General features: G+C 70.5%; 20 protein-coding genes, 1 tRNA gene and 1 pseudogene. 13 read left to right on the top strand and 9 right to left on the bottom strand.

All coding sequences use genetic code 11. The annotated features are described in order from the left end of the window. Positions 1 to 163: 163 nt before the first annotated feature. From AQJ58_RS32165 to AQJ58_RS42930, 4 genes are all read right to left on the bottom strand, one after another. Entirely contained in the window at positions 164 to 994 is an 831-nt protein-coding gene (locus AQJ58_RS32165; protein ID WP_067256530.1) for an MBL fold metallo-hydrolase, read from the bottom strand. Next, positions 991 to 1,866: an NUDIX hydrolase gene (locus tag AQJ58_RS32170; RefSeq protein WP_067256531.1), complete on the bottom strand. Its 876-nt coding sequence runs from the start codon at positions 1,864 to 1,866 to the stop codon at positions 991 to 993. The genes AQJ58_RS32165 and AQJ58_RS32170 overlap by 4 nt, the downstream gene beginning before the upstream one ends. A gap of 72 nt (positions 1,867 to 1,938) precedes the next feature. Further along, the gene (locus AQJ58_RS32175) at positions 1,939 to 2,403 is read right to left on the bottom strand and encodes a RidA family protein (RefSeq protein ID WP_067256533.1); all 465 of its coding nucleotides are present in this window, start codon (positions 2,401 to 2,403) and stop codon (positions 1,939 to 1,941) included. Further along, entirely contained in the window at positions 2,400 to 2,558 is a 159-nt protein-coding gene (locus tag AQJ58_RS42930) for a Sp36 family protein (RefSeq protein ID WP_020129281.1), read from the bottom strand. The genes AQJ58_RS32175 and AQJ58_RS42930 overlap by 4 nt, the downstream gene beginning before the upstream one ends. 152 nt (positions 2,559 to 2,710) lie before the next feature. Here AQJ58_RS42930 and AQJ58_RS32180 point away from each other — a divergent pair, with 152 nt between their 5' ends. Next, complete coding sequence (locus AQJ58_RS32180; protein WP_067256535.1) at positions 2,711 to 3,688, top strand: ATPase BagA; 978 nt, start codon at positions 2,711 to 2,713, stop codon at positions 3,686 to 3,688. 10 nt (positions 3,689 to 3,698) lie between these two features. After that, entirely contained in the window at positions 3,699 to 5,084 is a 1,386-nt protein-coding gene (locus AQJ58_RS32185) for an ATPase BagB (RefSeq protein ID WP_067256537.1), read from the top strand. Between the two features lie 155 nt (positions 5,085 to 5,239). Here AQJ58_RS32185 and wblA read toward each other — a convergent pair whose 3' ends face one another. After that, positions 5,240 to 5,578: a transcriptional regulator WblA gene (wblA, locus tag AQJ58_RS32190; RefSeq protein ID WP_055634507.1), complete on the bottom strand. Its 339-nt coding sequence runs from the start codon at positions 5,576 to 5,578 to the stop codon at positions 5,240 to 5,242. A gap of 407 nt (positions 5,579 to 5,985) precedes the next feature. On the opposite strand from wblA, the gene AQJ58_RS32195 reads away from it, so the two are divergent. Further along, a complete protein-coding gene (locus tag AQJ58_RS32195) occupies positions 5,986 to 8,304 on the top strand; it encodes a transglycosylase domain-containing protein (RefSeq protein ID WP_067256539.1) in 2,319 nt (772 codons plus the stop codon). A gap of 224 nt (positions 8,305 to 8,528) precedes the next feature. Here the strand turns inward: AQJ58_RS32195 and AQJ58_RS32200 are convergent, their stop codons facing one another. Further along, positions 8,529 to 8,993 (bottom strand): GatB/YqeY domain-containing protein, encoded by a 465-nt coding sequence (locus tag AQJ58_RS32200; RefSeq protein ID WP_067256541.1) that lies wholly within the window; start codon positions 8,991 to 8,993, stop codon positions 8,529 to 8,531. A gap of 102 nt (positions 8,994 to 9,095) precedes the next feature. Here AQJ58_RS32200 and AQJ58_RS32205 point away from each other — a divergent pair, with 102 nt between their 5' ends. From AQJ58_RS32205 to AQJ58_RS32220, 4 genes are all read left to right on the top strand, one after another. After that, positions 9,096 to 10,022 (top strand): metallophosphoesterase, encoded by a 927-nt coding sequence (locus AQJ58_RS32205; protein ID WP_067256543.1) that lies wholly within the window; start codon positions 9,096 to 9,098, stop codon positions 10,020 to 10,022. 70 nt (positions 10,023 to 10,092) lie between these two features. Further along, a complete protein-coding gene (locus tag AQJ58_RS32210) occupies positions 10,093 to 10,884 on the top strand; it encodes a Pr6Pr family membrane protein (RefSeq protein WP_067256545.1) in 792 nt (263 codons plus the stop codon). A 42-nt stretch (positions 10,885 to 10,926) separates the two neighbouring features. Then, a tRNA-Pro gene (locus tag AQJ58_RS32215) sits at positions 10,927 to 11,000 on the top strand. 332 nt (positions 11,001 to 11,332) lie between these two features. Beyond that, the gene (locus tag AQJ58_RS32220; RefSeq protein ID WP_067256547.1) at positions 11,333 to 11,857 is read left to right on the top strand and encodes an EF-hand domain-containing protein; all 525 of its coding nucleotides are present in this window, start codon (positions 11,333 to 11,335) and stop codon (positions 11,855 to 11,857) included. A gap of 189 nt (positions 11,858 to 12,046) precedes the next feature. On the opposite strand, the gene AQJ58_RS32225 is transcribed toward AQJ58_RS32220, so the two are convergent. Then, positions 12,047 to 13,813: a S8 family peptidase gene (locus AQJ58_RS32225; RefSeq protein ID WP_067256548.1), complete on the bottom strand. Its 1,767-nt coding sequence runs from the start codon at positions 13,811 to 13,813 to the stop codon at positions 12,047 to 12,049. Positions 13,814 to 14,694: 881 nt separating this feature from the next. Between AQJ58_RS32225 and AQJ58_RS32230 the strand changes: the two genes are divergently transcribed. From AQJ58_RS32230 to AQJ58_RS44000, 5 genes and pseudogenes are all read left to right on the top strand, one after another. Beyond that, the gene (locus AQJ58_RS32230; RefSeq protein WP_067256550.1) at positions 14,695 to 15,588 is read left to right on the top strand and encodes a phosphorothioated DNA-binding restriction endonuclease; all 894 of its coding nucleotides are present in this window, start codon (positions 14,695 to 14,697) and stop codon (positions 15,586 to 15,588) included. A gap of 67 nt (positions 15,589 to 15,655) precedes the next feature. Further along, a complete protein-coding gene (locus AQJ58_RS32235) occupies positions 15,656 to 15,934 on the top strand; it encodes a ribbon-helix-helix domain-containing protein (RefSeq protein WP_067256552.1) in 279 nt (92 codons plus the stop codon). Further along, the gene (locus tag AQJ58_RS32240) at positions 15,931 to 16,356 is read left to right on the top strand and encodes a PIN domain-containing protein (protein ID WP_067256553.1); all 426 of its coding nucleotides are present in this window, start codon (positions 15,931 to 15,933) and stop codon (positions 16,354 to 16,356) included. Before AQJ58_RS32235 ends, AQJ58_RS32240 begins: the two co-directional genes overlap by 4 nt. 61 nt (positions 16,357 to 16,417) lie before the next feature. Next, positions 16,418 to 16,813, top strand: a pseudogene (locus AQJ58_RS32245) (ArsI/CadI family heavy metal resistance metalloenzyme); the annotation flags it as partial. A gap of 81 nt (positions 16,814 to 16,894) precedes the next feature. Then, complete coding sequence (locus tag AQJ58_RS44000; RefSeq protein WP_199844742.1) at positions 16,895 to 17,116, top strand: hypothetical protein; 222 nt, start codon at positions 16,895 to 16,897, stop codon at positions 17,114 to 17,116. Positions 17,117 to 17,503: 387 nt separating this feature from the next. Here the strand turns inward: AQJ58_RS44000 and AQJ58_RS32250 are convergent, their stop codons facing one another. Then, the gene (locus AQJ58_RS32250; RefSeq protein ID WP_067256555.1) at positions 17,504 to 17,764 is read right to left on the bottom strand and encodes a hypothetical protein; all 261 of its coding nucleotides are present in this window, start codon (positions 17,762 to 17,764) and stop codon (positions 17,504 to 17,506) included. A gap of 53 nt (positions 17,765 to 17,817) precedes the next feature. On the opposite strand from AQJ58_RS32250, the gene AQJ58_RS32255 reads away from it, so the two are divergent. Next, positions 17,818 to 18,174 carry a hypothetical protein gene (locus AQJ58_RS32255; RefSeq protein WP_067256556.1) on the top strand — a complete coding sequence of 119 codons (357 nt, stop codon included), beginning with the start codon at positions 17,818 to 17,820 and terminating at the stop codon, positions 18,172 to 18,174. 59 nt (positions 18,175 to 18,233) lie between these two features. On the opposite strand, the gene AQJ58_RS32260 is transcribed toward AQJ58_RS32255, so the two are convergent. Then, positions 18,234 to 19,214, bottom strand: a complete 981-nt coding sequence (locus tag AQJ58_RS32260; RefSeq protein WP_067256558.1) for a sensor histidine kinase — start codon at positions 19,212 to 19,214, stop codon at positions 18,234 to 18,236. Between the last annotated feature and the right edge of the window lie 90 nt (positions 19,215 to 19,304).

The raw sequence follows: 19,304 nt of genomic DNA on the forward strand, positions 1-19,304 counted from the left end.
CGACGACATCGCGCGCGGGGCCCGGGACCCCGGCCCCGGGCCGTTTGCGGCCCCCAGGGCCACCGGGGGTTCCCGCCCCCGGTGGCCCTGCCAGACACCCGGAACGGCAGAGGCGGCCGCGCAGGTGCGGAAGGCGGGGGCGCCTGAGCCACGGGAACGGCCGCTAGATGAGCCCGTGGTCCTCCAGGTACTCGATCTGCGCCCGTACGGAGAGTTCGGCGGCCGGCCACAGGGAGCGGTCGACGTCGGCGTACACATGGGCGACGACGTCGGAGGCGGCGCGGAAGCCGTCCTCGACAGCCGTCTCGACCTGGGCGAGGCGGTGGGCGCGGTGGGCGAGGTAGAACTCCACGGCGCCCTGGGCGTCCTCCAGGACGGGCCCGTGGCCCGGAAGGACCGTGTGGACGCCGTCGTCGACCGTGAGGGACCTCAGGCGCCGCAGGGAGTCCAGATAGTCGCCCAGCCGGCCGTCGGGGTGGGCCACGACCGTGGTGCCGCGCCCCAGGATCGTGTCGCCGGTCAGGACGGCCCTGTCCGCCGGGAGGTGGAAGCAGAGCGAGTCGGCGGTGTGGCCGGGCGTCGGCACGACCCGCAGCTCCAGGCCGCCCAGCGTGATCACGTCACCGGCGCCCAGTCCCTCGTCGCCCAGCCGCAGCGCCGGATCCAGGGCACGCACGCGCGTACCGGTCAGTTCGGCGAACCGCACGGCGCCCTCGGCGTGGTCGGGGTGGCCGTGGGTGAGCAGGGTCAGGGCGACCCGTTTGCCGGCCTGTTCGGCGGTGTCCACGACGGCGCGCAGATGGCCGTCGTCCAGCGGGCCCGGATCGATCACGACCGCCAGCTCGGAGCCGGGCTCGGAGACGATCCAGGTGTTGGTGCCGTCCAGGGTCATCGCGGAGGCGTTCGGCGCGAGGACGTTGACCGCGCGCGCGGTGGCCGGTCCGCTCAGGACGCCGCCGCGGGGCTGGCCGGGAAGCGCTGCTGCGTCGGTCATGCGGGGCCTCCACCGGCCGGGATGGGGATGTGCTTGGTGAACTCGCCGTGGCCCGGCCAGCTCAGCACGATCTCGCCGTCGGTGAGCCGGGCCTCGGCCAGGACGGCGGTCAGATCGCGGCCGGGGGCGGCGGCGAGGGCCTCGGCGGCGGTGGCGTACGGGGCCACCTGGCGCAGGGTCGCGATCGTGGGCGGCATCATCGTCAGCTCGCCCTTGTCGTAGCCGTCCGCCGCCTCCTGCGGGCGGATCCACACCGTGCGGTCGGCCTCCGTGGAGGCGTTGCGGGTGCGCTGGCCCTCGGGGAGCGCGGCCACGAAGAACCAGGTGTCATAGCGCCGGGACTCGAACTCGGGGGTGATCCAGCGGGTCCAGGCGCCGAGCAGGTCGGAGCGCAGGACGAGCCCACGGCGGTCGAGGAACTCGGCGAAGGACAGCTCACGGGCGGCCACGGCCGCGCGGTCCGCCTCCCAGTCGTCGCCGGTCGTGTCGCCGACGACGGAGTCGGGGTCCGGCCCGGCGAGCAGGACGCCGGCCTCCTCGTACGTCTCCCGTACGGCCGCGCAGACGATCGCCTGGGCCACCGCCTCCTCGACGCCGAGCCGCTGCGCCCACCACGCGCGCGTGGGGCCCGCCCAGCGCACCAGGCGCTCGTCGTCGCGCGGGTCGACCCCGCCGCCCGGATACGCGTACGCGCCCCCGGCGAAGGCCATGGAGGCGCGTCTGCGCAGCATGTGGACGAACGTCCCGGCCGGCCCGTCCTTCATGAGCATGACGGTGGCCGCGCGTCTGGGTGCGACGGGCGTGAGTGTCCCGTCCGCGAGCGCGCGGATGCGGTCCGGCCAGTCCGAGGGAAACCACTGCCCATTCGCCATGGGCGCGAGGCTATCCCCTGGTGAGCGAATGTTCGAGAGGTGCCCGAGGTCAGGGGCACCCCCACGGGCCCGTTACGGGGCCAGCTCGACCTGGATCTCGACCTCGACCGGGGCGTCCAGCGGCAGCACCGCGACACCGACGGCACTGCGCGCGTGCACGCCCTTGTCGCCGAGGACCGCGCCGAGCAGCTCGCTCGCGCCGTTGACGACGCCGGGCTGGCCGGTGAAGTCCGAGGCCGAGGCGACGAAGCCGACGACCTTCACCACGCGCGCGACGCGGTCCAGATCACCCGCGACCGACTTCACGGCGGCCAGGGCGTTCAGGGCGCAGGTGCGGGCCAGCTCCTTGGCCTCCTCGGGCGTGACCTCGGCGCCGACCTTGCCGGTGACGGGCAGCTTGCCGTCCACCATGGGCAGCTGACCTGAGGTGAACACGTACGGCCCCGACTGCACGGCGGGCTGGTAGGCCGCGAGCGGCGGCACCACGGCCGGCAGGGTCAGGCCCAGCTCGGCGAGCTTCGCCTCGACGCCGCTCATGCCTTGGCCCGCTTCAGGTAGGCCACGAGCTGCTCGGGGTTGTTCGGCCCGGGAACGACCTGGACGAGCTCCCAGCCGTCCTCGCCCCAGGTGTCCAGAATCTGCTTCGTGGCATGGACGAGCAGCGGCACGGTTGCGTATTCCCACTTGGTCATGGGGCGACTTTATCCGCTGTCGCACGGGGGCTCCCGTACAGGCCGGGCGGCTGGTTCAGGACCGGTTGTCCACAGGCCATGTGGCCGATACCGGCCCCCGTTGTCCACAGCCTCCCGATTGCCTCGGGCACGGACTGGTTACGCTCGAAGACGTGAGCAGGCTCCAGGTCGTCAGCGGCAAGGGCGGGACCGGAAAGACGACGGTCGCCGCCGCACTAGCGCTGGCCCTCGCCACGGCAGGGAAGCGGACGCTTCTCGTCGAGGTGGAGGGTCGGCAGGGCATCGCGCAGCTCTTCGAGACAGAGGCGTTGCCCTATGAGGAACGCAAGATCGCCGTCGCACCGGGCGGCGGTGAGGTCTACGCGCTCGCCATCGATCCCGAACTGGCCCTTCTGGACTACCTCCAGATGTTCTACAAGCTGGGGAGCGCCGGACGGGCCCTGAAGAAGCTGGGCGCGATCGACTTCGCCACCACCATCGCTCCCGGGCTGAGGGACGTCCTCCTCACCGGCAAGGCGTGCGAGGCGGTCCGGCGCAAGGACAGGAACGGGCGGTTCGTGTACGACTACGTCGTCATGGACGCCCCGCCGACCGGTCGCGTCACCCGCTTTTTGAACGTCAACGACGAGGTGGCGGGGCTGGCCAAGATCGGCCCGATACACAATCAGGCGCAGGCCGTGATGAGGGTGCTGAAGTCGCCGGAGACGGCCGTGCACCTGGTCGCGCTGCTCGAGGAGATGCCGGTCCAGGAGACCGCGGACGGCATCGCCGAGCTGCGGGCGGCGAAGCTGCCGGTGGGCCGGGTGATCGTCAACATGGTGCGGCCCGAGGTGTTGGACACGGATGGGCTGGAACTCGTACGAACCGTGACACGTTCATCCATCGCACGGTCGTTGTCCGCGGCCGGGCTGGGTGGGGCGCGGCGTGGCGGGCACGCCGAGCGGCTGGTGGACCCGCTCCTGCAGCAGGCCGAGGAGTACGCCGAGCGGCACGCACTGGAGCAGGAGCAGCGGGCGGTGCTGGGCGAGCTGGGCCTGCCGCTGCACGAACTGCCACTGCTCGCCGAGGGAATGGATCTGGCGGGCCTGTACGACCTCGCCACCGAGCTGCGCAAGCAGCAGATCGCATGAGGGGGACGGAATGAGTCGGGACCAGGGCCAGGCACAGCACCGGCTCTCCCCTGCGCGCGTGCTCGATCTCGACCCGCTGCTCGACGACCCGGCGACCCGGATCGTGGTGTGCTGCGGTTCCGGCGGGGTCGGCAAGACGACGACGGCGGCGGCGCTGGGTCTCAGGGCGGCCGAGCGGGGCCGCAAGGTGGTGGTGCTCACCATCGACCCGGCGCGCCGGCTCGCCCAGTCGATGGGCATCGACTCGCTCGACAACACCCCGCGCCGCGTCAAGGGCGTCGAGGGCGACGGCGAGTTGCACGCGATGATGCTCGACATGAAGCGCACGTTCGACGAGATCGTCGAGGCGCACGCGGATCCGGAGCGGGCGTCCGCGATCCTGTCGAACCCCTTCTACCAGTCGCTCTCCGCCGGTTTCGCCGGCACGCAGGAGTACATGGCGATGGAGAAGCTGGGGCAGCTGCGCGCCCGGGACGAGTGGGACCTGATCGTGGTCGACACTCCCCCGTCCCGCTCGGCGCTGGACTTCCTGGACGCGCCGAAGCGGCTGGGTTCGTTCCTGGACGGCAAGCTGATCCGGGTCCTGCTCGCACCCGCGAAGGTCGGCGGCCGCGCGGGGATGAAGTTCCTGAACGTCGGGATGTCGATGATGACCGGCGCGCTCGGCAAGCTGCTGGGCGGACAGCTGCTGAAGGACGTGCAGACGTTCGTGGCGGCGATGGACTCGATGTTCGGCGGGTTCCGCACGCGCGCGGACGCCACCTACAAGCTGCTCCAGGCCCCGGGGACGGCGTTCCTCGTCGTGGCGGCCCCCGAGCGGGACGCGCTGCGGGAGGCCGCGTACTTCGTGGAGCGGCTGGCCGCCGAGAGCATGCCGCTGGCCGGTCTGGTGCTCAACCGGGTCCATGGCAGCGGTGCGGCCCAGCTGTCCGCCGAGCGGGCGCTCGCAGCCGCGGAGAACCTCGACCTGGCCCACACCGAGACAGAGGACGAAGCGGAGACGGGGGTGGAAAATCTTGAAGACCCCCGCATTGTGGATCAGGACGGCGGGAAAGCTGGACTTCGTAACTCTCCCGACCCGCACGGCAGTTCAGAACCACCCGCAACCGAGCCCGCACCCGAACCCGCCACCGGCCCCGCGACCGCCCCGGGTTCCGGCTCCTCCCCCAGCGCAGATCAGCTGACCGCAGGCCTGCTGAGGCTGCACGCCGAGCGTATGCACCTGCTCTCCCGTGAGCAGCGCACCCGTGACCGCTTCACCGCCCTCCATCCGGAGGTGGCGGTGGCCGAAGTGGCGGCGCTGCCCGGTGACGTACACGACCTCGCTGGGCTGCGGGACATCGGCAATCGGCTCGCGTCCCCTCGGCCGGAGCTTCCCGAGGCCGGCGACGACTGAAGCCCGCCCAACGGTTGAAGCCGCCCGACGACTGAAGGCGCCCGACGGTCGAAGCCGCCCATGACTGAAGGCGCCCGATGGCCGCCCGCGCAGACCGAACGCGTCCGAGACCGCCGAAGCCGAACAGGAAGGCCCCCCGTACGGAAGGGCTCTTCTCAGCTGACCGCCGCGTAGTTCTCGTACATCTCGTCGTCGTCGAGCGACACGATGCCCGAGCCGCGCTCGTACTCCGAGCGCGCGGTCTCCAGCAGCCGGCGCCACGAGGTGACGGTCGGCCGCCTGCGCAGCAGAGCGCGGCGCTCGCGCTCCGTCATGCCTCCCCACACACCGAACTCGACGCGGTTGTCGAGCGCGTCGGCCAGACATTCGGTGCGTACCGGGCATCCGGTGCACACCGCCTTGGCCCTGTTCTGCGCTGCTCCCTGAACGAACAGTTCATCCGGATCGGTAGTGCGGCAGGCGGCCTGCGCACTCCAGTCGGTAACCCAGCCCATACCGGCGCCGTCCTCTCCCGAATCGAGGCTCCCCCACGGCGGCAGCGGCATATTCACCGCCGCCAGTTGAGGACGTTACGGAAGGTGGGCACAGCGCAACACCCCCTTCGGGCCCAATCTTGAATGGCCCGAACGGACTATGGGTAAGCGGCAGATCACCCGGGGGAGTGAGCCTGCGACATGCGTGACCTTCCCGGCAAACGGGACAGTTCACTTGGGCCACAACGGACGCCGGATGACACACAAGGCGGATTCGGGCACGCCCCCACGGAAAAAGTCGGGGAACCTCCGGAACGATTCGGGGTCGCCGGACGTATTGATACGTGGCCCTACTGCTGTGACAGTTGGGAGCAGCTTAGGCCAAGGCATTGACGCGTGTCCGGCGAATGAGAACGTAGGCTGCCCCCATGCCAAACAAGCGCTCGGGCGGTGGCCTGTCCGCCACGCAGCAGGCCGCCAAGTTCCTCGGTGTCAGTGTCCTCTCCGGAGCCGTGCTGGCGGGCATCGCGCTGCCCGCGTTCGGCGCCCTGGGGCTGGCCGCCAAGGGGTCGGTCGAGTCGTTCGACGAACTCCCGGCCAACCTGAAGACACCGCCGCTGAGCCAGCGCACCACGATCCTCGACTCCGAGGGCGGCCAGATCGCCACGGTCTACTCCCGTGACCGCACGGTGGTCGACCTCAAGAACATCTCGCCGTTCATGCAGAAGGCGATCGTCGCGATCGAGGACTCGCGCTTCTACCAGCACGGCGCGATCGACCTCAAGGGCGTCCTGCGCGCCCTCAACAAGAACGTGCAGAGCAGCGGCGTCTCCCAGGGCGCCTCGACGCTCACCCAGCAGTATGTGAAGAACGTCTTCGTGGAGGAGGCCGGCGACGACCCGACGAAGGTCGCGCAGGCCACCCAGCAGACCATCGGCCGCAAGATCAAGGAGCTGAAGTACGCGATCCAGGTCGAGGAGGAGCTCGGCAAGAAGAAGATCCTCGAGAACTACCTGAACATCACGTTCTTCGGCCAGCAGGCCTACGGCGTCGAGGCGGCCTCCCAGCGCTACTTCTCCACGCACGCCAAGGACCTCACCCTCCCGCAGGCCGCCCTGCTGGCCGGCATCGTCCAGTCCCCGAGCCGCTACGACCCGGTCAACGACGCGACCGAGGCCACCAAGCGCCGTAACACCGTGCTCCAGCGCATGGCCGAGGTGGGCGACATCTCGGAGGCCGAGGCCGCCAAGGCGCAGAAGGCCCCGCTGGGCCTGAAGGTCACCCAGCCGAAGAACGGCTGCATCACCGCCGTCCAGGGCGCCAGCTTCTTCTGCAAGTACGTCGAGCGGGTCTTCCTCAGCGACCCGGTCTTCGGCAGGACGAAGGAGGCGCGGGCCAAGCTCTGGAACCAGGGCGGTCTGTCCATCCGGACGACCCTCGAACCGCAGGCCCAGCAATCCGTCCAGGCCAGCCTGAAGAAGCACGTCTACAAGTCGGACAAGGTCGCGGCGGCCGCCACGCTCGTCGAGCCCGGCACCGGCAAGATCCTCGGCATGGGCCAGTCCAAGCCGTACGGCTACGGCAAGAACGAGACCGAGTACAACTACTCGGTCAACGCCTCCATGGGCGGCTCGAACTTCGGCTTCCCGACCGGATCGACCTTCAAGCCGTTCGTGGCCGCGGCCGCGATCGAGGAGGGCCGCCCGGCCAACCAGACGTACTCGGCGCCGTACGAGATGGCGTACCCCGAGACCGTCCAGACGTGCAGCGGCAAGTCCTGGCGCAACGACGGCGGCTACAAGCTGGAGAACGAGAGCGAGTCCGAGAAGGGCCCGTACGACCTGCAGACCGCCATGGCGAAGTCGGTCAACACCTACTTCGTGCAGATGCTCGCCGACATCGGCATGTGCCCCGTGGTGAAGATGACCGACGCCCTCGGCGTGGTCCAGGGCAACGGCGACAAGGTCCCCGAGGTGCCGTCCTCGATGACCCTCGGTTCGACCGGCCTGTCCCCCCTCACCATGGCGAGCGCGTACGCGGCCTTCGCCAGCCGGGGCATGTACTGCACCCCGATCGCCATCGAGTCGATCACCCAGACCGTCGGCGGCAAGAAGAAGTCGCTGGAGGTCCCGAAGTCGACCTGCTCGCGGGCAATGAGCGAGAAGACCGCGGACACCATCAACACCCTGCTCAGCGGTGTGATCGACTCCGGTACGGGCCAGCAGGCCGGCCTCTCCGGCCGCGCCAACGCCGGTAAGACCGGTACCACGGACTCCCGCAAGAACGCCTGGTTCGTCGGCTACACCCCGAACCTCGCGGGCGCCGTCTGGGTCGGCAGCGCCACCCAGAAGGTGCAGATGACCGACATCTACATCGGCGGCGTCTACCACCCGCAGGTCTACGGCGGTGACACCCCCGGCCCGATCTGGCGCGACGCCATGAACGGCGCCCTGGAGGGCAAGGGGGCCCCGGACTTCCACACCGTCTTCATCCCGCGCGACAACCCGGGCAAGGGCGACGACGACAACAGCGACGACAACAACAACGGCAACGGCAACGGGAACAACGGCGGCGGGAACAACGGCGGCGGCAACGGCTTCATCGGCGGCCTCTTCGACGGCGGCACGTCCAACGGCACGTCGTCCGACGGCGGTGCCTCCTCGACCGGCGGCGACACCTCGACCGACTTCGGCAACCTGTTCCAGGGCAACGGCAACGGCAATGGGGGCGGCCGCGGCCGGGGCTGAGAACCGCACCACTGGCCGGCGAACGATGACCGGCGACCGGTAGGCGGTAATCGGTAGGCGGTAGGCGGTAAGCGGTAAGCCGGTGGTACTCGGTACACATGGGAACGGCCCCTGCCCCTCGTACGGCGCACAGAGCAGTGCGTGCGGTACGAGGAGCAGGGGCCGTTCGCGGGTACGGCGCCCCGAGGCCGCGGCGTGCGGCTGCGGCTGAGCCGGGGCCGGGATCAGCCCGCGAGCAGCTTCTTGACGACCGCGGCGACGCGCCCGCCCTCCGCCAGCCCCGCCACCTTCGGGTTCACGATCTTCATGACGGCGCCCATGGCCCGCGGCCCCTCGGCGCCCGCCGCCTTCGCCTCCTCGACGGCCTGGGCGACGATGTCGTTCAGCTCCTCGTCGCTGAGCTGCTTCGGCAGGTACGCGGCGAGCACCACGCCCTCCGCCTTCTCCCGCTCGGCGGACTCGGGGCGACCACCCTGTGCGAAGGCGTCGGCGGCCTCGCGGCGCTTCTTCGCCTCTCGGGTGATCACCTTCTGCACCTCGTCGTCGGAGAGCTCACGCTTCTCCTTGCCCGCGACCTCCTCCTTGGTGATCGCGGCGAGCGTCAGCCGGAGCGTCGAGGAGCGCAGCTCGTCGCGCTCCTTGATCGCGGCGTTGAGGTCTTCCTGAAGCTTCGACTTGAGCGTGGTCATGGAGGTGATTGTCGCAGGTGCGGCCGCCCCGACGCCCGCTCATTTCGGGGGCGGGGCAGACGGGGTGTCAGCCGGGCCCAACGGGTCTGACACGATGGAGGCATGCGCGCGCGATACGCAGTACCTCTGTCCATCGCGGCGGCTGGCGCCGCCGGTCTGGTGTACTCGGCGGGTTTCGAAGCCCGCTCTTTCCGCCTCCGACGGGTGACGGTCCCCGTCCTGCCCTCCGGAATGCGCCCCCTGCGCGTACTGCAGGTCTCCGACATCCACATGGTCGGCGGCCAGCGCAAGAAGCAGCGCTGGCTGCGCTCGCTGGCCGGACTGCGCCCCGACTTCGTGATCAACACGGGCGACAACCTCTCCGACCCGGAGGGGGTCCCCGAGACACTGGACGCCCTCGGCCCCCTGATGGACTTCCCGGGCGCGTACGTCTTCGGCTCGAACGACTACTACGGCCCCACCCTGCGCAACCCGGCCCGCTACCTCCTGGAGAAGGTCCAGGGCCGCCACGGCCTGAACGGCAACCCGCCCGCCGTCGGCGTCGTCCACAACCCGTGGGAGGACCTGCGGGACGGTTTCGACGGGGCGGGCTGGCTCAACCTGACCAACACTCGGGGCGTCCTGAAGATCGACGGCATGTCGATCGAGCTGACCGGCGTGGACGACCCGCACATCAAGCGGGACCGCTACGCCAAGGTCTCGGGCGGCCCCTCGGCCTCCGCGGACTTCTCGATGGGCGTGGTGCACGCGCCGTATCTCCGCGTCCTCGACGCGTACACGGCGGACGACTACCCGCTGGTCCTCGCCGGCCACACCCACGGCGGCCAGCTGTGCATCCCCTTCTACGGCGCCCTCGTCACCAACTGCGACCTCGACACGGACCGCGTGAAGGGCCTGTCGACGCACACGGCACAAGGCCGTACGTCCTATCTGCACGTCTCGGCCGGCTGCGGCACGAGCCGCTACACACCGGTGCGGTTCGCGTGCCCGCCGGAAGTGACGCTGCTGACGCTGGTACCGAAGGACTGACAGCGACAGGCCCTCCCCCATCCGGCCCACCCACATCGCCCCCTTTCCCCCATTTGCCTATTTTGGGGGCATGACCGCGCCGATACCCCGGGACATTCCGGAGCTGCCCGCGATTCCGCGGACCCACGCGCTCCTGCCCTCGTCCGTCCCCGCCTCCGCGGTGGTGCCCCCGGTACGCCGCCCCCTGGCCGCCGTGCTGCGCCTGCTGCTGGCCGGCACGGCGGCCACGGGCGTGACCCTGGCGCTCCTGATCACGGACGCCCCGTTGCGCACCCTGAGCCACTTCTCCCTCCAGAGCAACGTGCTACTGGCCGGGGTCACCCTCCTCTCGGCCCGCCGCGCCTGGTCGGCCCGCCCCCCTCTCCCCTCCGCCCTCACCGGCGCGGCACTGCTCTACATCACGATCACGGCCCTGGTGTACCACCTGCTCCTGCCAGACCCGGCCCCCCGCTTCCTGGCGACGGACCCGGCAGCAACCTCCCCCACCGTCTGGACCACCCTGACCAACCACCTCCTCCACACGGTCACCCCCGTGGCCGCCCTCCTCGACTGGCTGCTCCTGACCCCACCGGGCCGGATGCGGCTGCGCCGGGCGGCGACCTGGATGCTCTACCCCACGGCCTACCTGCTCTTCCTCCTCCTCCGCGCCCAGCTGATCACCCCCACCACGCCGGGCCGCTACCTCTACCCCTTCCTCGACGCCGAGGCCCACGGTTTCAAGCACACCCTGGCCAACGCCCTCCTCCTCGGCCTCGCCTTCTACGCGCTCGCAGTCCTCCTCGTGACCCTCGACCACGTCCGCCCCAACCCGATCCGCCACCGCGCCAAAACCGGATTTCGTCTCCAGCCACCAGTGGGCTAAAGTAAACGACGTCGCCGCGACAAGCAGGACAAGCAGCGACATCGGGGTGTAGCGCAGCTTGGCAGCGCGCTTCGTTCGGGACGAAGAGGTCGTGGGTTCAAATCCCGCCACCCCGACACAGGTCAGAGGCCCATTCACGTGACGTGAATGGGCCTCTGTCGTGCGTGCATCAGCGGAGTACAGCAACCGCTGTGACTCTTGCCGGTCGTCCTTGGCCGTCGGGTTTCCCGTGCCTCCTGCTGCTTGCGCTTCCCCTTGTTTTCCTTCTTGCGCTTGCCGGGCTTGGTTTCTGCCGCATACGGGCTTGTGTACCGCTGTCCGCACCAACACCGTTCGCCTCATCGAATGATCATGGTCGGAACGCAGGGGCCGCGGATGACCACGAGGCTAGGTTCCCTGGCGAAACGCCCCGATCAGAACCGTTTTACCCGGAAGGATGACGACGGCCATGGGCGCGTACCAGCAGAGGGTTCTCGACCTGTTCGATCTTCTCGACACCCACAGGACCGGTGGCATCGACGCGAGCGACCTGCGCACCGCCGCCAGCTCGGCCACCGCGAAGGACCAGGCCGCGGTCCAAGCCGTCAACCGGTTCATCCTCGCTCTCATCGACGCCACCGACACGAACAAGGACGGCCGGGTGCACCAGCAGGAAATGCTGGCGTATCTGGAGAGGAAGCTGGTCGGGAAGTCGCCCGAAGAAGTCCCCGACTACATCCGTGCGTTCACGGCGGCGACGTTCGGGTTCATGGACTACGACAAGACCGGCAAGGTCAGCAGAACCGAGTTCGAGCGGTTCCTGAAGAGCCGGAACATCACCGACAAGGGCGCCGCGGACGAGTTCGCACGGCTCGACCGTAACGGCAGCGGATCCTTCACCCTCGACGACCTCCACGCCGCGACCTACTCCTTCTTCACCGGCCTCGAGTCCGACTGCCCGACGCTCTGGGTCCGGGCCGCCGTCACCATCTGAGTTACCCCGGCCGGCCTCGTCACCGCGCCCGCGCCGCAGGACCTCACGCCACGATGGCCTCGCCACCTTTCCGGCGACGAGGCCATCGTCGCTGCTCCCGCGTGCACACCAGCGACTCCGTCCGGCCCTCGCACCAGTCGACGGCCGCGGGGCGGGGAGGTGCGTACGCGGGCGGTGCCCAGCCCTTCGCTAGAAGGTCAGGTTCCAGGCGTCGATCTTGCCTGTGTCGGAGGCGGCGTTGTCGTTGACGCGCAGCTTCCAGGTGCCGTTCGCGACCTCCGAGGAGGCGTTCACGGTGTAGGTCTGGGCGATGTTGTCGGCGCTGCCGCCGGCGCGGTTGTGCAGCGTGTAGACGGTGCCGTCCGGCGCCACCAGGTCGACTTTCAGGTCACCGATGTAGGTGTGCTTGATGTCCACACCCACCTTCAGGGTGGCCGGGGCGTTGCCGGTCACACCGGTGACGACGATCGGGCTCTCCACGGTCGCGTTGTCGTTGATGGCGAAGTCCGTGAGGTTCTCGAAGTACGTGCCGGCCGGCGGGGTGGTCCCGACGGCCTTGAGGGCGTCGACCTGGCCTTCGCCGAAGAACGAGTTGTTGGCCGTCGTGCCCGTGCAGCGGCTGTCCGAGGGGCAGGCGATGTCGTTGGCCTGCTCGGCAAGCTTGGCCCGGATCTGCGCCGGGGTGATGCCCGGGTTGGCGCTGGCGATGAGTGCCGCCACGCCGACCACGTGCGGCGTGGCCATCGAGGTGCCGCTCTTGCTGCCGTACCCGCCGCCGGGGACGGTGGAGTACACGTTGCTGCCCGGCGCCGCGACGTCGATGACGCCCTGACCGTAGTTGGAGAACGAGGCCTTGGTGACGCCGGTGCCGTTGGCCGCGACCGTGACCACGCCCGGCAGCTCGGTCGGGATGTCGAGGCAGGCGTTGGTGATGGTGCGGGTGACCGGCGTCGAGTCGTTCGGGCTCGCGGAGTCGGTCGTCTTGTGGGCGAGGTCGTAGTTCTCGTTGCCCGCTGCGGCGATCTGGAGGGAGCCCTTGCCCTCGGCGTACTCCTGGGCGCGCTTGACGCCCTCGATGATGGCGGCCTGGTCGATGTTGTCCGGGCAGTTGAACTGCCACGGGTCCGTGTAATAGCTGTTATTGGTGACCTTGAAGCCGTGGTCACCGGCCCAGACGAAGCCGCAGATGGTGTTCTCGGCGAAGAAGAAGGCGTTGCCCGGCTCGGCGACCCGGACCGCGGCGATCTTCACCCCGGGTGCCACGCCGACGACGCCCTTGCCGTTCTTGGCCGCGGCGATGGTGCCCGCCACGTGGGTGCCGTGCGTGTCGACGTCCCGCCACGCGCCGGCACGGGTGTCGGGCTTGCCGTAGGCGCAGGAGACCGAGTCGGCCGCGTCGAAGTTGGGCGCCAGGTCCTGGTGCTGGTCGTCCACACCGGTGTCCAGGATGCCGACCGTGACGGAGGCGGAGCCCGGGTTCACGGCCCAGGCCTGGTCGGCCTTGATCTGGCTCATGTCGGCCCGGACCGGTTCTCCGGCCGGGGTCGAGGCCTGGGCCGGATTGGCCGGGAGTGCCGGGTTGTAGGCGTCGGCCGGGACGTCCGAGGTACGCGTGGCGCCGACCTGCTGCACGCCGGGGACGTCGCGCATGGTGGCGGCGAATCCGCTGGACGCCGAGTGGGCGACGATCACGCCGATGGCGTCGAAGTTCGAGAAGACGGTGCCGCCGTTGGCCGTGATCGCCGAGCGGACCGCCGAACTGTCACCAGGGGCGGTGATCACGAGGTAGGCACGCGTCCCGGCCACCCAGGTCGCACTCTGGGATGCCGGCACGGCGGCAGGAGTGTGGGCCTTGGCGGCCGGCGCCGGCGCGGTGGAGGGGCCGACGGGGAGCGTGCCCGCGAGGGCTCCCGGGGCGCCGAGCGCGAGGGCGGCACCGAGCGTGGCCGCCAGCACCAGCGTGCGTCTAGGGCGGCTGGATATGTGGGGTATCAATGCGTCCTCCGGAGACGGCCCGGCCGTGCTGAGGGAACCGGCCGGGCCGTACGAAACGAGTGGTGGATGCAAGATGTCAGGTGCATGCTCATACGCGGAAGTACCTTTCCGCGCAGGGACGCGATAGAGGCATGGCTGAAAATAGACGTACTCCGGGCTCCTCCCCTCCGTCCGCCGCGCCCGCGGCTCGTTCGCCTGCGCGCTCGGCCTGGATCGACACCCGTTGTCCTTCAGAGGGCGTAGCGGCAGGGCGGGATCTTCGAACGCCGTTCAGCTCGAACGACCGGAGCATCGCCGCCAGTGAGACGTTCACGAACCGGCAGGCACAGTGGGCGGCCGTGACGGCCGACCTCGCAGGGCACCTACGGCACGTGAACCGTGCGGACTTCGGGACGCCCGTACGAAGGGGCGCTCGGTCAGCCGTAGGGCGGGCGCGTCGTGGTCCATGCCGGCGACCTGGGTGGCCAGGGGCACGGAGAACGCGGTGAGCAGGCTGACCGTGCGGAGGACGTGGCGTTCCTCGGCGGTGAGGTCGCTGAGGTGCGGGCGATCAGGGCGGGGAAGTCGTGGTCGTAGTCGGTGACTTGCGGCTGCCTGCCGGTCCTCCGCTTCCCGAGGACACGGCGCGAGCGCGGTGGTTCGGACGGAGAGCGACAGACGCGCGAACGATGGCGGCACCTGGTGGAGACCCGTCGCAGTCGCCTCGGCACGGCTCGTCAGGCACAACGGGCAACGTCGGCACGAAGCCAGTGACCCCACGGTGTCCGGGCGCCACCTGGGAGTCGACCCGCTCCCCATGCCCTCGGGAACCACGCACCGCAACGCCACTACGATCGCCGGTCATGGACTGGCTGGAGCGCACCGCGAAGCTGAGGCAGTGGAGCAGAAGCGGGACCCGCGCTCCGCACAAGCCGCTGCTGTTCCTGTACGCGCTCGGGCGCTTCCAGCAGGACGCCGACGGTGAACTGCGGTACAGCGCGGTGGAGGACGACCTCAGACGGCTGCTGGCCGAGTACGGTCCGCCCAACAGAACAACGCCCGCCTACCCGTTCCACCATCTGGTGAGCGACGGCGTGTGGGAGGTGCGCACCGATCGCGGACCGGGCAGTCCCGGCAGTGGCGTGCGGGAGCTGCGGGAGGTCGGAGCCGCAGGGCGGCTGACGCCGGAACTTCGGGCGGCGCTGCGGCGCGAGCCGTCGTTGCTCGCCCGGATGGCACGGGTCCTGCTCGACCTGAACTTCCCGCCCTCGCTCCACGGCGACCTGTGCGAAGCCGTCGGCCTGGAGCTGGAGCCGACGGAGAGCGAACAGTTCCCGGCGGTGCGCAGGCGGCGGGATCCCCGGATGCGGGAGCAGGTCCTGACGGCATACGAGTACCAGTGCGCCTTCTGCGGCTACGACGGCAGGATCGGCGCGGTGCCGGTCGGGCTGGAGGCCGCGCACGTGCGCTGGTGGGCGTTCGACGGCCCTGACGACGTCGACAACGGCCTGTGCCTGTGCTCGCTGCACCACAAGCTCTTCGACAAGGGCGTCCTCGGCATCGGTGGAAGTCACCGCATCCTGGTCTCGCAGCGCTTCGTCGGCCACAGCCCCGCCGCCCGCGAGCACGTCGTAGCGCTCGCCGGCCGCCCGCTCATCGGACCTCAACCGGGGGCCCGTCCCGTCGCGGCGGCCCACCGCTCATGGCACACCAGCCAGGTTTTCCACGGCAGCCCACGCCCCGCGCCGGCCGCCTGATCGCCGAGCGTCGCTCGCGCGACCCACTGGTGGTAAGGAATGCGATACCAGGAGTATGGTCTCTTGTATGGCGACGAAGAAGGTAACCGTGACGATTCCCGAGGATCTCCTGGATGAGATCCGCGCGGACGCGGCAGAGCGGGGCCTGTCGGCCTATGTCGCCGAGGCGCTGCGCTTCAAGCGTGACCGGGACCGGCTCCGCGAACTGGTCGACTGGCTGCAGGAGGAACACGGCCCCGTCACCGAGGACGAACATGCGGAAGCGCTCGACGAACTGGACGAACTCGACGCCGAACACCAGCGACGTCGAACCGCCGGAAAGCCCGACGCCGGAGAGGCTGCGTGAAGAAGCGAGCCGGTGTGCACGGAGAGCGGCCCCTTCGTGTCTTCGTACTGGACTGTGAAGCCCTGGCCCTTGCGGTGCGCGGCGACCGGAAGATGATCACCTGGCTCGATCTTGCGGCACGCGGGGAAGCCGAGGTCGTGACGTCCCCGATGACACTGGTCGAGGCGTACGAGGGCAGAACCACCGAGCACCGCTGGGATTGGGTACTCTCCCGGCTCCACGTCGTCGACATCGGGAAGGACGAGGCCCGCCAGGCGCGTCGACTCCTGGCCGACGCCGAGTTGCACGGCCACAAGTACGCGATCGACGCCGTGCTCGCCGTCATCGCGCGACAGCAGAGGGGACAGGTCACCGTCTTCACCTCGGACGTCGACGACCTGGAGAAGCTGGTCCCGGACACGATCGTCGTCAAGAAGGTGTGACCCGACCCGCACCCCTCCAGCGCCCGCACCCACGCTTGGTGAGCACCCGCGATGCCATCGCCTGCTTTGTCCCGCCCGCGGGTCGAAGCTCTTCGGCGCCGAACCGGCCAAGCGGCGCGCCGGCTACGTGAACTTCGCCATCGCCGGACCCCCGCTGAAGCTCGTCCTGATCGAGGGTGCGCACGGCGAGGAGACCTGCCTCGACCACCTCGGCGTCGAGGTCGAGTCCACCGGCCGGGTCGACGCCGCCGCCACCCGGCTCAAGGGCGCCGGCCTGGCCACCTTCGAGGAGAACGACATCTCCTGCTGCTACGCCCTCCAGGACAAGGTGTGGGTCCACGGACCCGGCAAGGAGTCGTGGGAGGTCTACGTCGTCAAGGCCGACACCGACACCCTCGGCAAGGGCGCCGGCCCCCGCGCCTGCGGCTGCCCCAGCACCCCCTCCGAGCAGGGTGCCGTCGAGGAGCCGCAGCCCCGTGTGAGCCCAGATGTGTCCCGTCACGGTCCGTCCGGCCCGGGCGGGCGCATACTGGGGGCAATGACAAAGCCTGCCGCATCGAAGCGTCACCTGCCCACCAGTCCCTTCAAGGCCCCGGTCGCACCGGCTCCCAAGCACTTCGCCGTGGGCGACCAGGTCACCCATGACATGTACGGCCTCGGCCGAGTGATCGGCATCGAGGAAGGAATCGCAGCGCTCGTGGATTTCGGCTCGTCGCAAATGCGGATCCTGAGCCCGTACCCCAAGATGACCAAGTTGTAGCCGCGCGCTCCGCGGCGGCCCAGCGCCCATGGGCCGCCGCCCGCGGGCCGGTCGACCGACCCGCCCTCGACCGCCGGTGAGCAGCGGCGCCTCGGCACCCGGCTGCCCCGAGCAGCCCCGATTCACCCCGGTTCGCCCTGAGCGGACCGAATCGTCCCGCGAGCTTCCCCGAACCACCTTGAGCCGCCCTGAGCGCCGCCCTGAGCGCCGCCCTGAGCCACCCCGAGCGCCGCCTTGAGCCACCCCGAGCGCCGCCTTGAGCCACCCCGAACCGCCCTCAGCCGCCCCGCACCGCCGCCACACCTGTCGGCCTGTCGGCAGGTCGGCCTGGGCCCCGCGGAAAAGCAGTCCATGCCCTGAAGTCCCCGCTGCCAGCATCGCTCGGCTTTATGTCATGGCCAGTTCACGGGGATCGGTGCGCTGGCGGCCGGCCCCGTGCAGGCCGCGGAGCAGGAGCGGCAGACCGGGCCGCAGCTGACGGCCCTCGCCGTCGAGCAGGGTGCGGTGGACGCCACCTCCGGCGACGCCACGGTCACCGTCGACTGGACCGTCACGGACGGAGACGCGGCGGCCACCGACCTGTTCGGCGCCCTCACCGTTCAGCAGGTGGGCGCCGACGGGCAGCTCGTCGGGGCGCCGCAGGACCAACGTTCTCGTTCGAGCCGCAGTGGCCCTACCAGGCGAGCGCGGTCGGCGGCACGATGGCGTCCGCGGACTACAGCTACGCCTTCCCGGTCCCGCAGTACGCGGCGGGGTCCACCGCCCGCTGGGCCGTGGTGGGGGCGACCGCGCGGGACGACCGGGGCGGCACGTTCACCGCGGGTCGGGACGCGCTGGCGCCGTACGACGCGGCGTTCACCGCCACCCATCTCGTCGACTCCACGGGACCGGCGTACGACAGTCTCGGAACCGTGCTCGACCAGCCCGAGTACCTCTACAACGCCGACGCCTCCGTCACGGCGAAGTACCGGCTGAACATCACCGACGCCGAGTCCGGCTTCTTCCGGGGGGAGCTCGTCCTCGGCGGCCCCCTCCGCATCACGGTGACCGACGGCTGAGAGGGGGACCCGTTCCCGCTTCTCGCTGGCGCGGGCTCACGCGGAAGACGGCGGCCGGTTCACCAGGAGCCGACTCCGGCCCTCCCCGGCACCCCGGAGGCCGGGTGCGTCCCGGCCGGGCCGGGCGGGGCCGGGCGCAGCCGGATCCGGGCGAGGAGGCCGGTGCCGGGGGCGGGGTGGAGGGTGATCGTGCCGCCGGAGGCGTCGACGAGGTGGCGGACGATGGGCAGACCGAGGCCGGTGCCGTCGTGGTGGGTGTCGGAGGCCCGCCAGAAACGGTCGAAGGCACGGGCGCGGTCCGCGTCGTTCATGCCCGGTCCCTGGTCCACGACGTGGAGTTCGGTGCCGGGGGACCGGTGCAGCGTGAGGGTGCTGCCGGCCGGGGAGACGCGCAGGGCGTTGGCCACCAGGTTGTCGATGATCTGCTCCAGCGCCCCCGGTATCGCCCATACCCCGCCGACGGGCGGACCGGTGACGTCGAGGGTGACGTACTGCTCGGCGGCCAGGGGTTCCCACATCGCGACGCGGTCGGTGAGGACGGTGTCGAGGTCGACGGGTTCGGGGGTGGTGGCGGTGTTCTCCAGGCGGGCGAGGGCCAGCAGCCCCTGGACCATGCGGCCCAGGCGTTCGACCTCGCCGACCGCCTCGTCCAGGCTGGGGTGGGCGCGGGGGTCGAGGAGGGGCTCGAAGTTCTCCAGGCGCAGCCGCAGCGAGGTCAGTGGGGTCTTCAGCTGGTGGGAGGCCTCGGAGGCGAAGGCCTGCTGGGCCCTCAGCAGGTGCTGGAGGCGGGCCGCGGTGTGGGTGAAGGAGGCGGCGAGGCGGCGCAGTTCGGGCGGTCCGGTGGCGGCGTCGGGCGGGTCGGCCAGATGTCCGTCGGCGAGCTGGGCGGTGGCCGCCTCCAGGGTGCGCAGCGGGCGGGTGATCCAGCGGGCCAGGCTGAAGGCGACCAGCGCGACCGCGGCGAGGACGCAGGCCCCGCCCAGGGCGAGGGCGCCCCAGACGCGGTGGACGCGGGCGTCGACCTCGGACAGCGGGTACATCAGCCGCAGGGCGCCCCGGACGGTGGTGCCCGAAGCGCCGGGCAGGGTGGCGGACAGGACGTCGGCGCCGTCGCCGTCGGTCGTGGTGGT

This window comes from Streptomyces sp. DSM 15324 (genome assembly GCF_001514285.1).
Lineage (GTDB): Bacteria > Actinomycetota > Actinomycetes > Streptomycetales > Streptomycetaceae > Streptomyces.

Coding starts and splice junctions, on each gene's coding strand:
- AQJ58_RS32165 (WP_067256530.1), bottom strand. CDS start 994: ATGACCGACGCAGCAGCGCTTCCCGGCCAGCCCCGCGGCGGCGTCCTG.
- AQJ58_RS32170 (WP_067256531.1), bottom strand. CDS start 1,866: ATGGCGAATGGGCAGTGGTTTCCCTCGGACTGGCCGGACCGCATCCGC.
- AQJ58_RS32175 (WP_067256533.1), bottom strand. CDS start 2,403: ATGAGCGGCGTCGAGGCGAAGCTCGCCGAGCTGGGCCTGACCCTGCCG.
- AQJ58_RS42930 (WP_020129281.1), bottom strand. CDS start 2,558: ATGACCAAGTGGGAATACGCAACCGTGCCGCTGCTCGTCCATGCCACG.
- AQJ58_RS32185 (WP_067256537.1), top strand. CDS start 3,699: ATGAGTCGGGACCAGGGCCAGGCACAGCACCGGCTCTCCCCTGCGCGC.
- wblA (WP_055634507.1), bottom strand. CDS start 5,578: ATGGGCTGGGTTACCGACTGGAGTGCGCAGGCCGCCTGCCGCACTACC.
- AQJ58_RS32195 (WP_067256539.1), top strand. CDS start 5,986: ATGCCAAACAAGCGCTCGGGCGGTGGCCTGTCCGCCACGCAGCAGGCC.
- AQJ58_RS32200 (WP_067256541.1), bottom strand. CDS start 8,993: ATGACCACGCTCAAGTCGAAGCTTCAGGAAGACCTCAACGCCGCGATC.
- AQJ58_RS32205 (WP_067256543.1), top strand. CDS start 9,096: ATGCGCGCGCGATACGCAGTACCTCTGTCCATCGCGGCGGCTGGCGCC.
- AQJ58_RS32210 (WP_067256545.1), top strand. CDS start 10,093: ATGACCGCGCCGATACCCCGGGACATTCCGGAGCTGCCCGCGATTCCG.
- AQJ58_RS32220 (WP_067256547.1), top strand. CDS start 11,333: ATGGGCGCGTACCAGCAGAGGGTTCTCGACCTGTTCGATCTTCTCGAC.
- AQJ58_RS32230 (WP_067256550.1), top strand. CDS start 14,695: ATGGACTGGCTGGAGCGCACCGCGAAGCTGAGGCAGTGGAGCAGAAGC.
- AQJ58_RS32235 (WP_067256552.1), top strand. CDS start 15,656: ATGGCGACGAAGAAGGTAACCGTGACGATTCCCGAGGATCTCCTGGAT.
- AQJ58_RS44000 (WP_199844742.1), top strand. CDS start 16,895: ATGACAAAGCCTGCCGCATCGAAGCGTCACCTGCCCACCAGTCCCTTC.
- AQJ58_RS32255 (WP_067256556.1), top strand. CDS start 17,818: ATGGCGTCCGCGGACTACAGCTACGCCTTCCCGGTCCCGCAGTACGCG.
- AQJ58_RS32260 (WP_067256558.1), bottom strand. CDS start 19,214: ATGTACCCGCTGTCCGAGGTCGACGCCCGCGTCCACCGCGTCTGGGGC.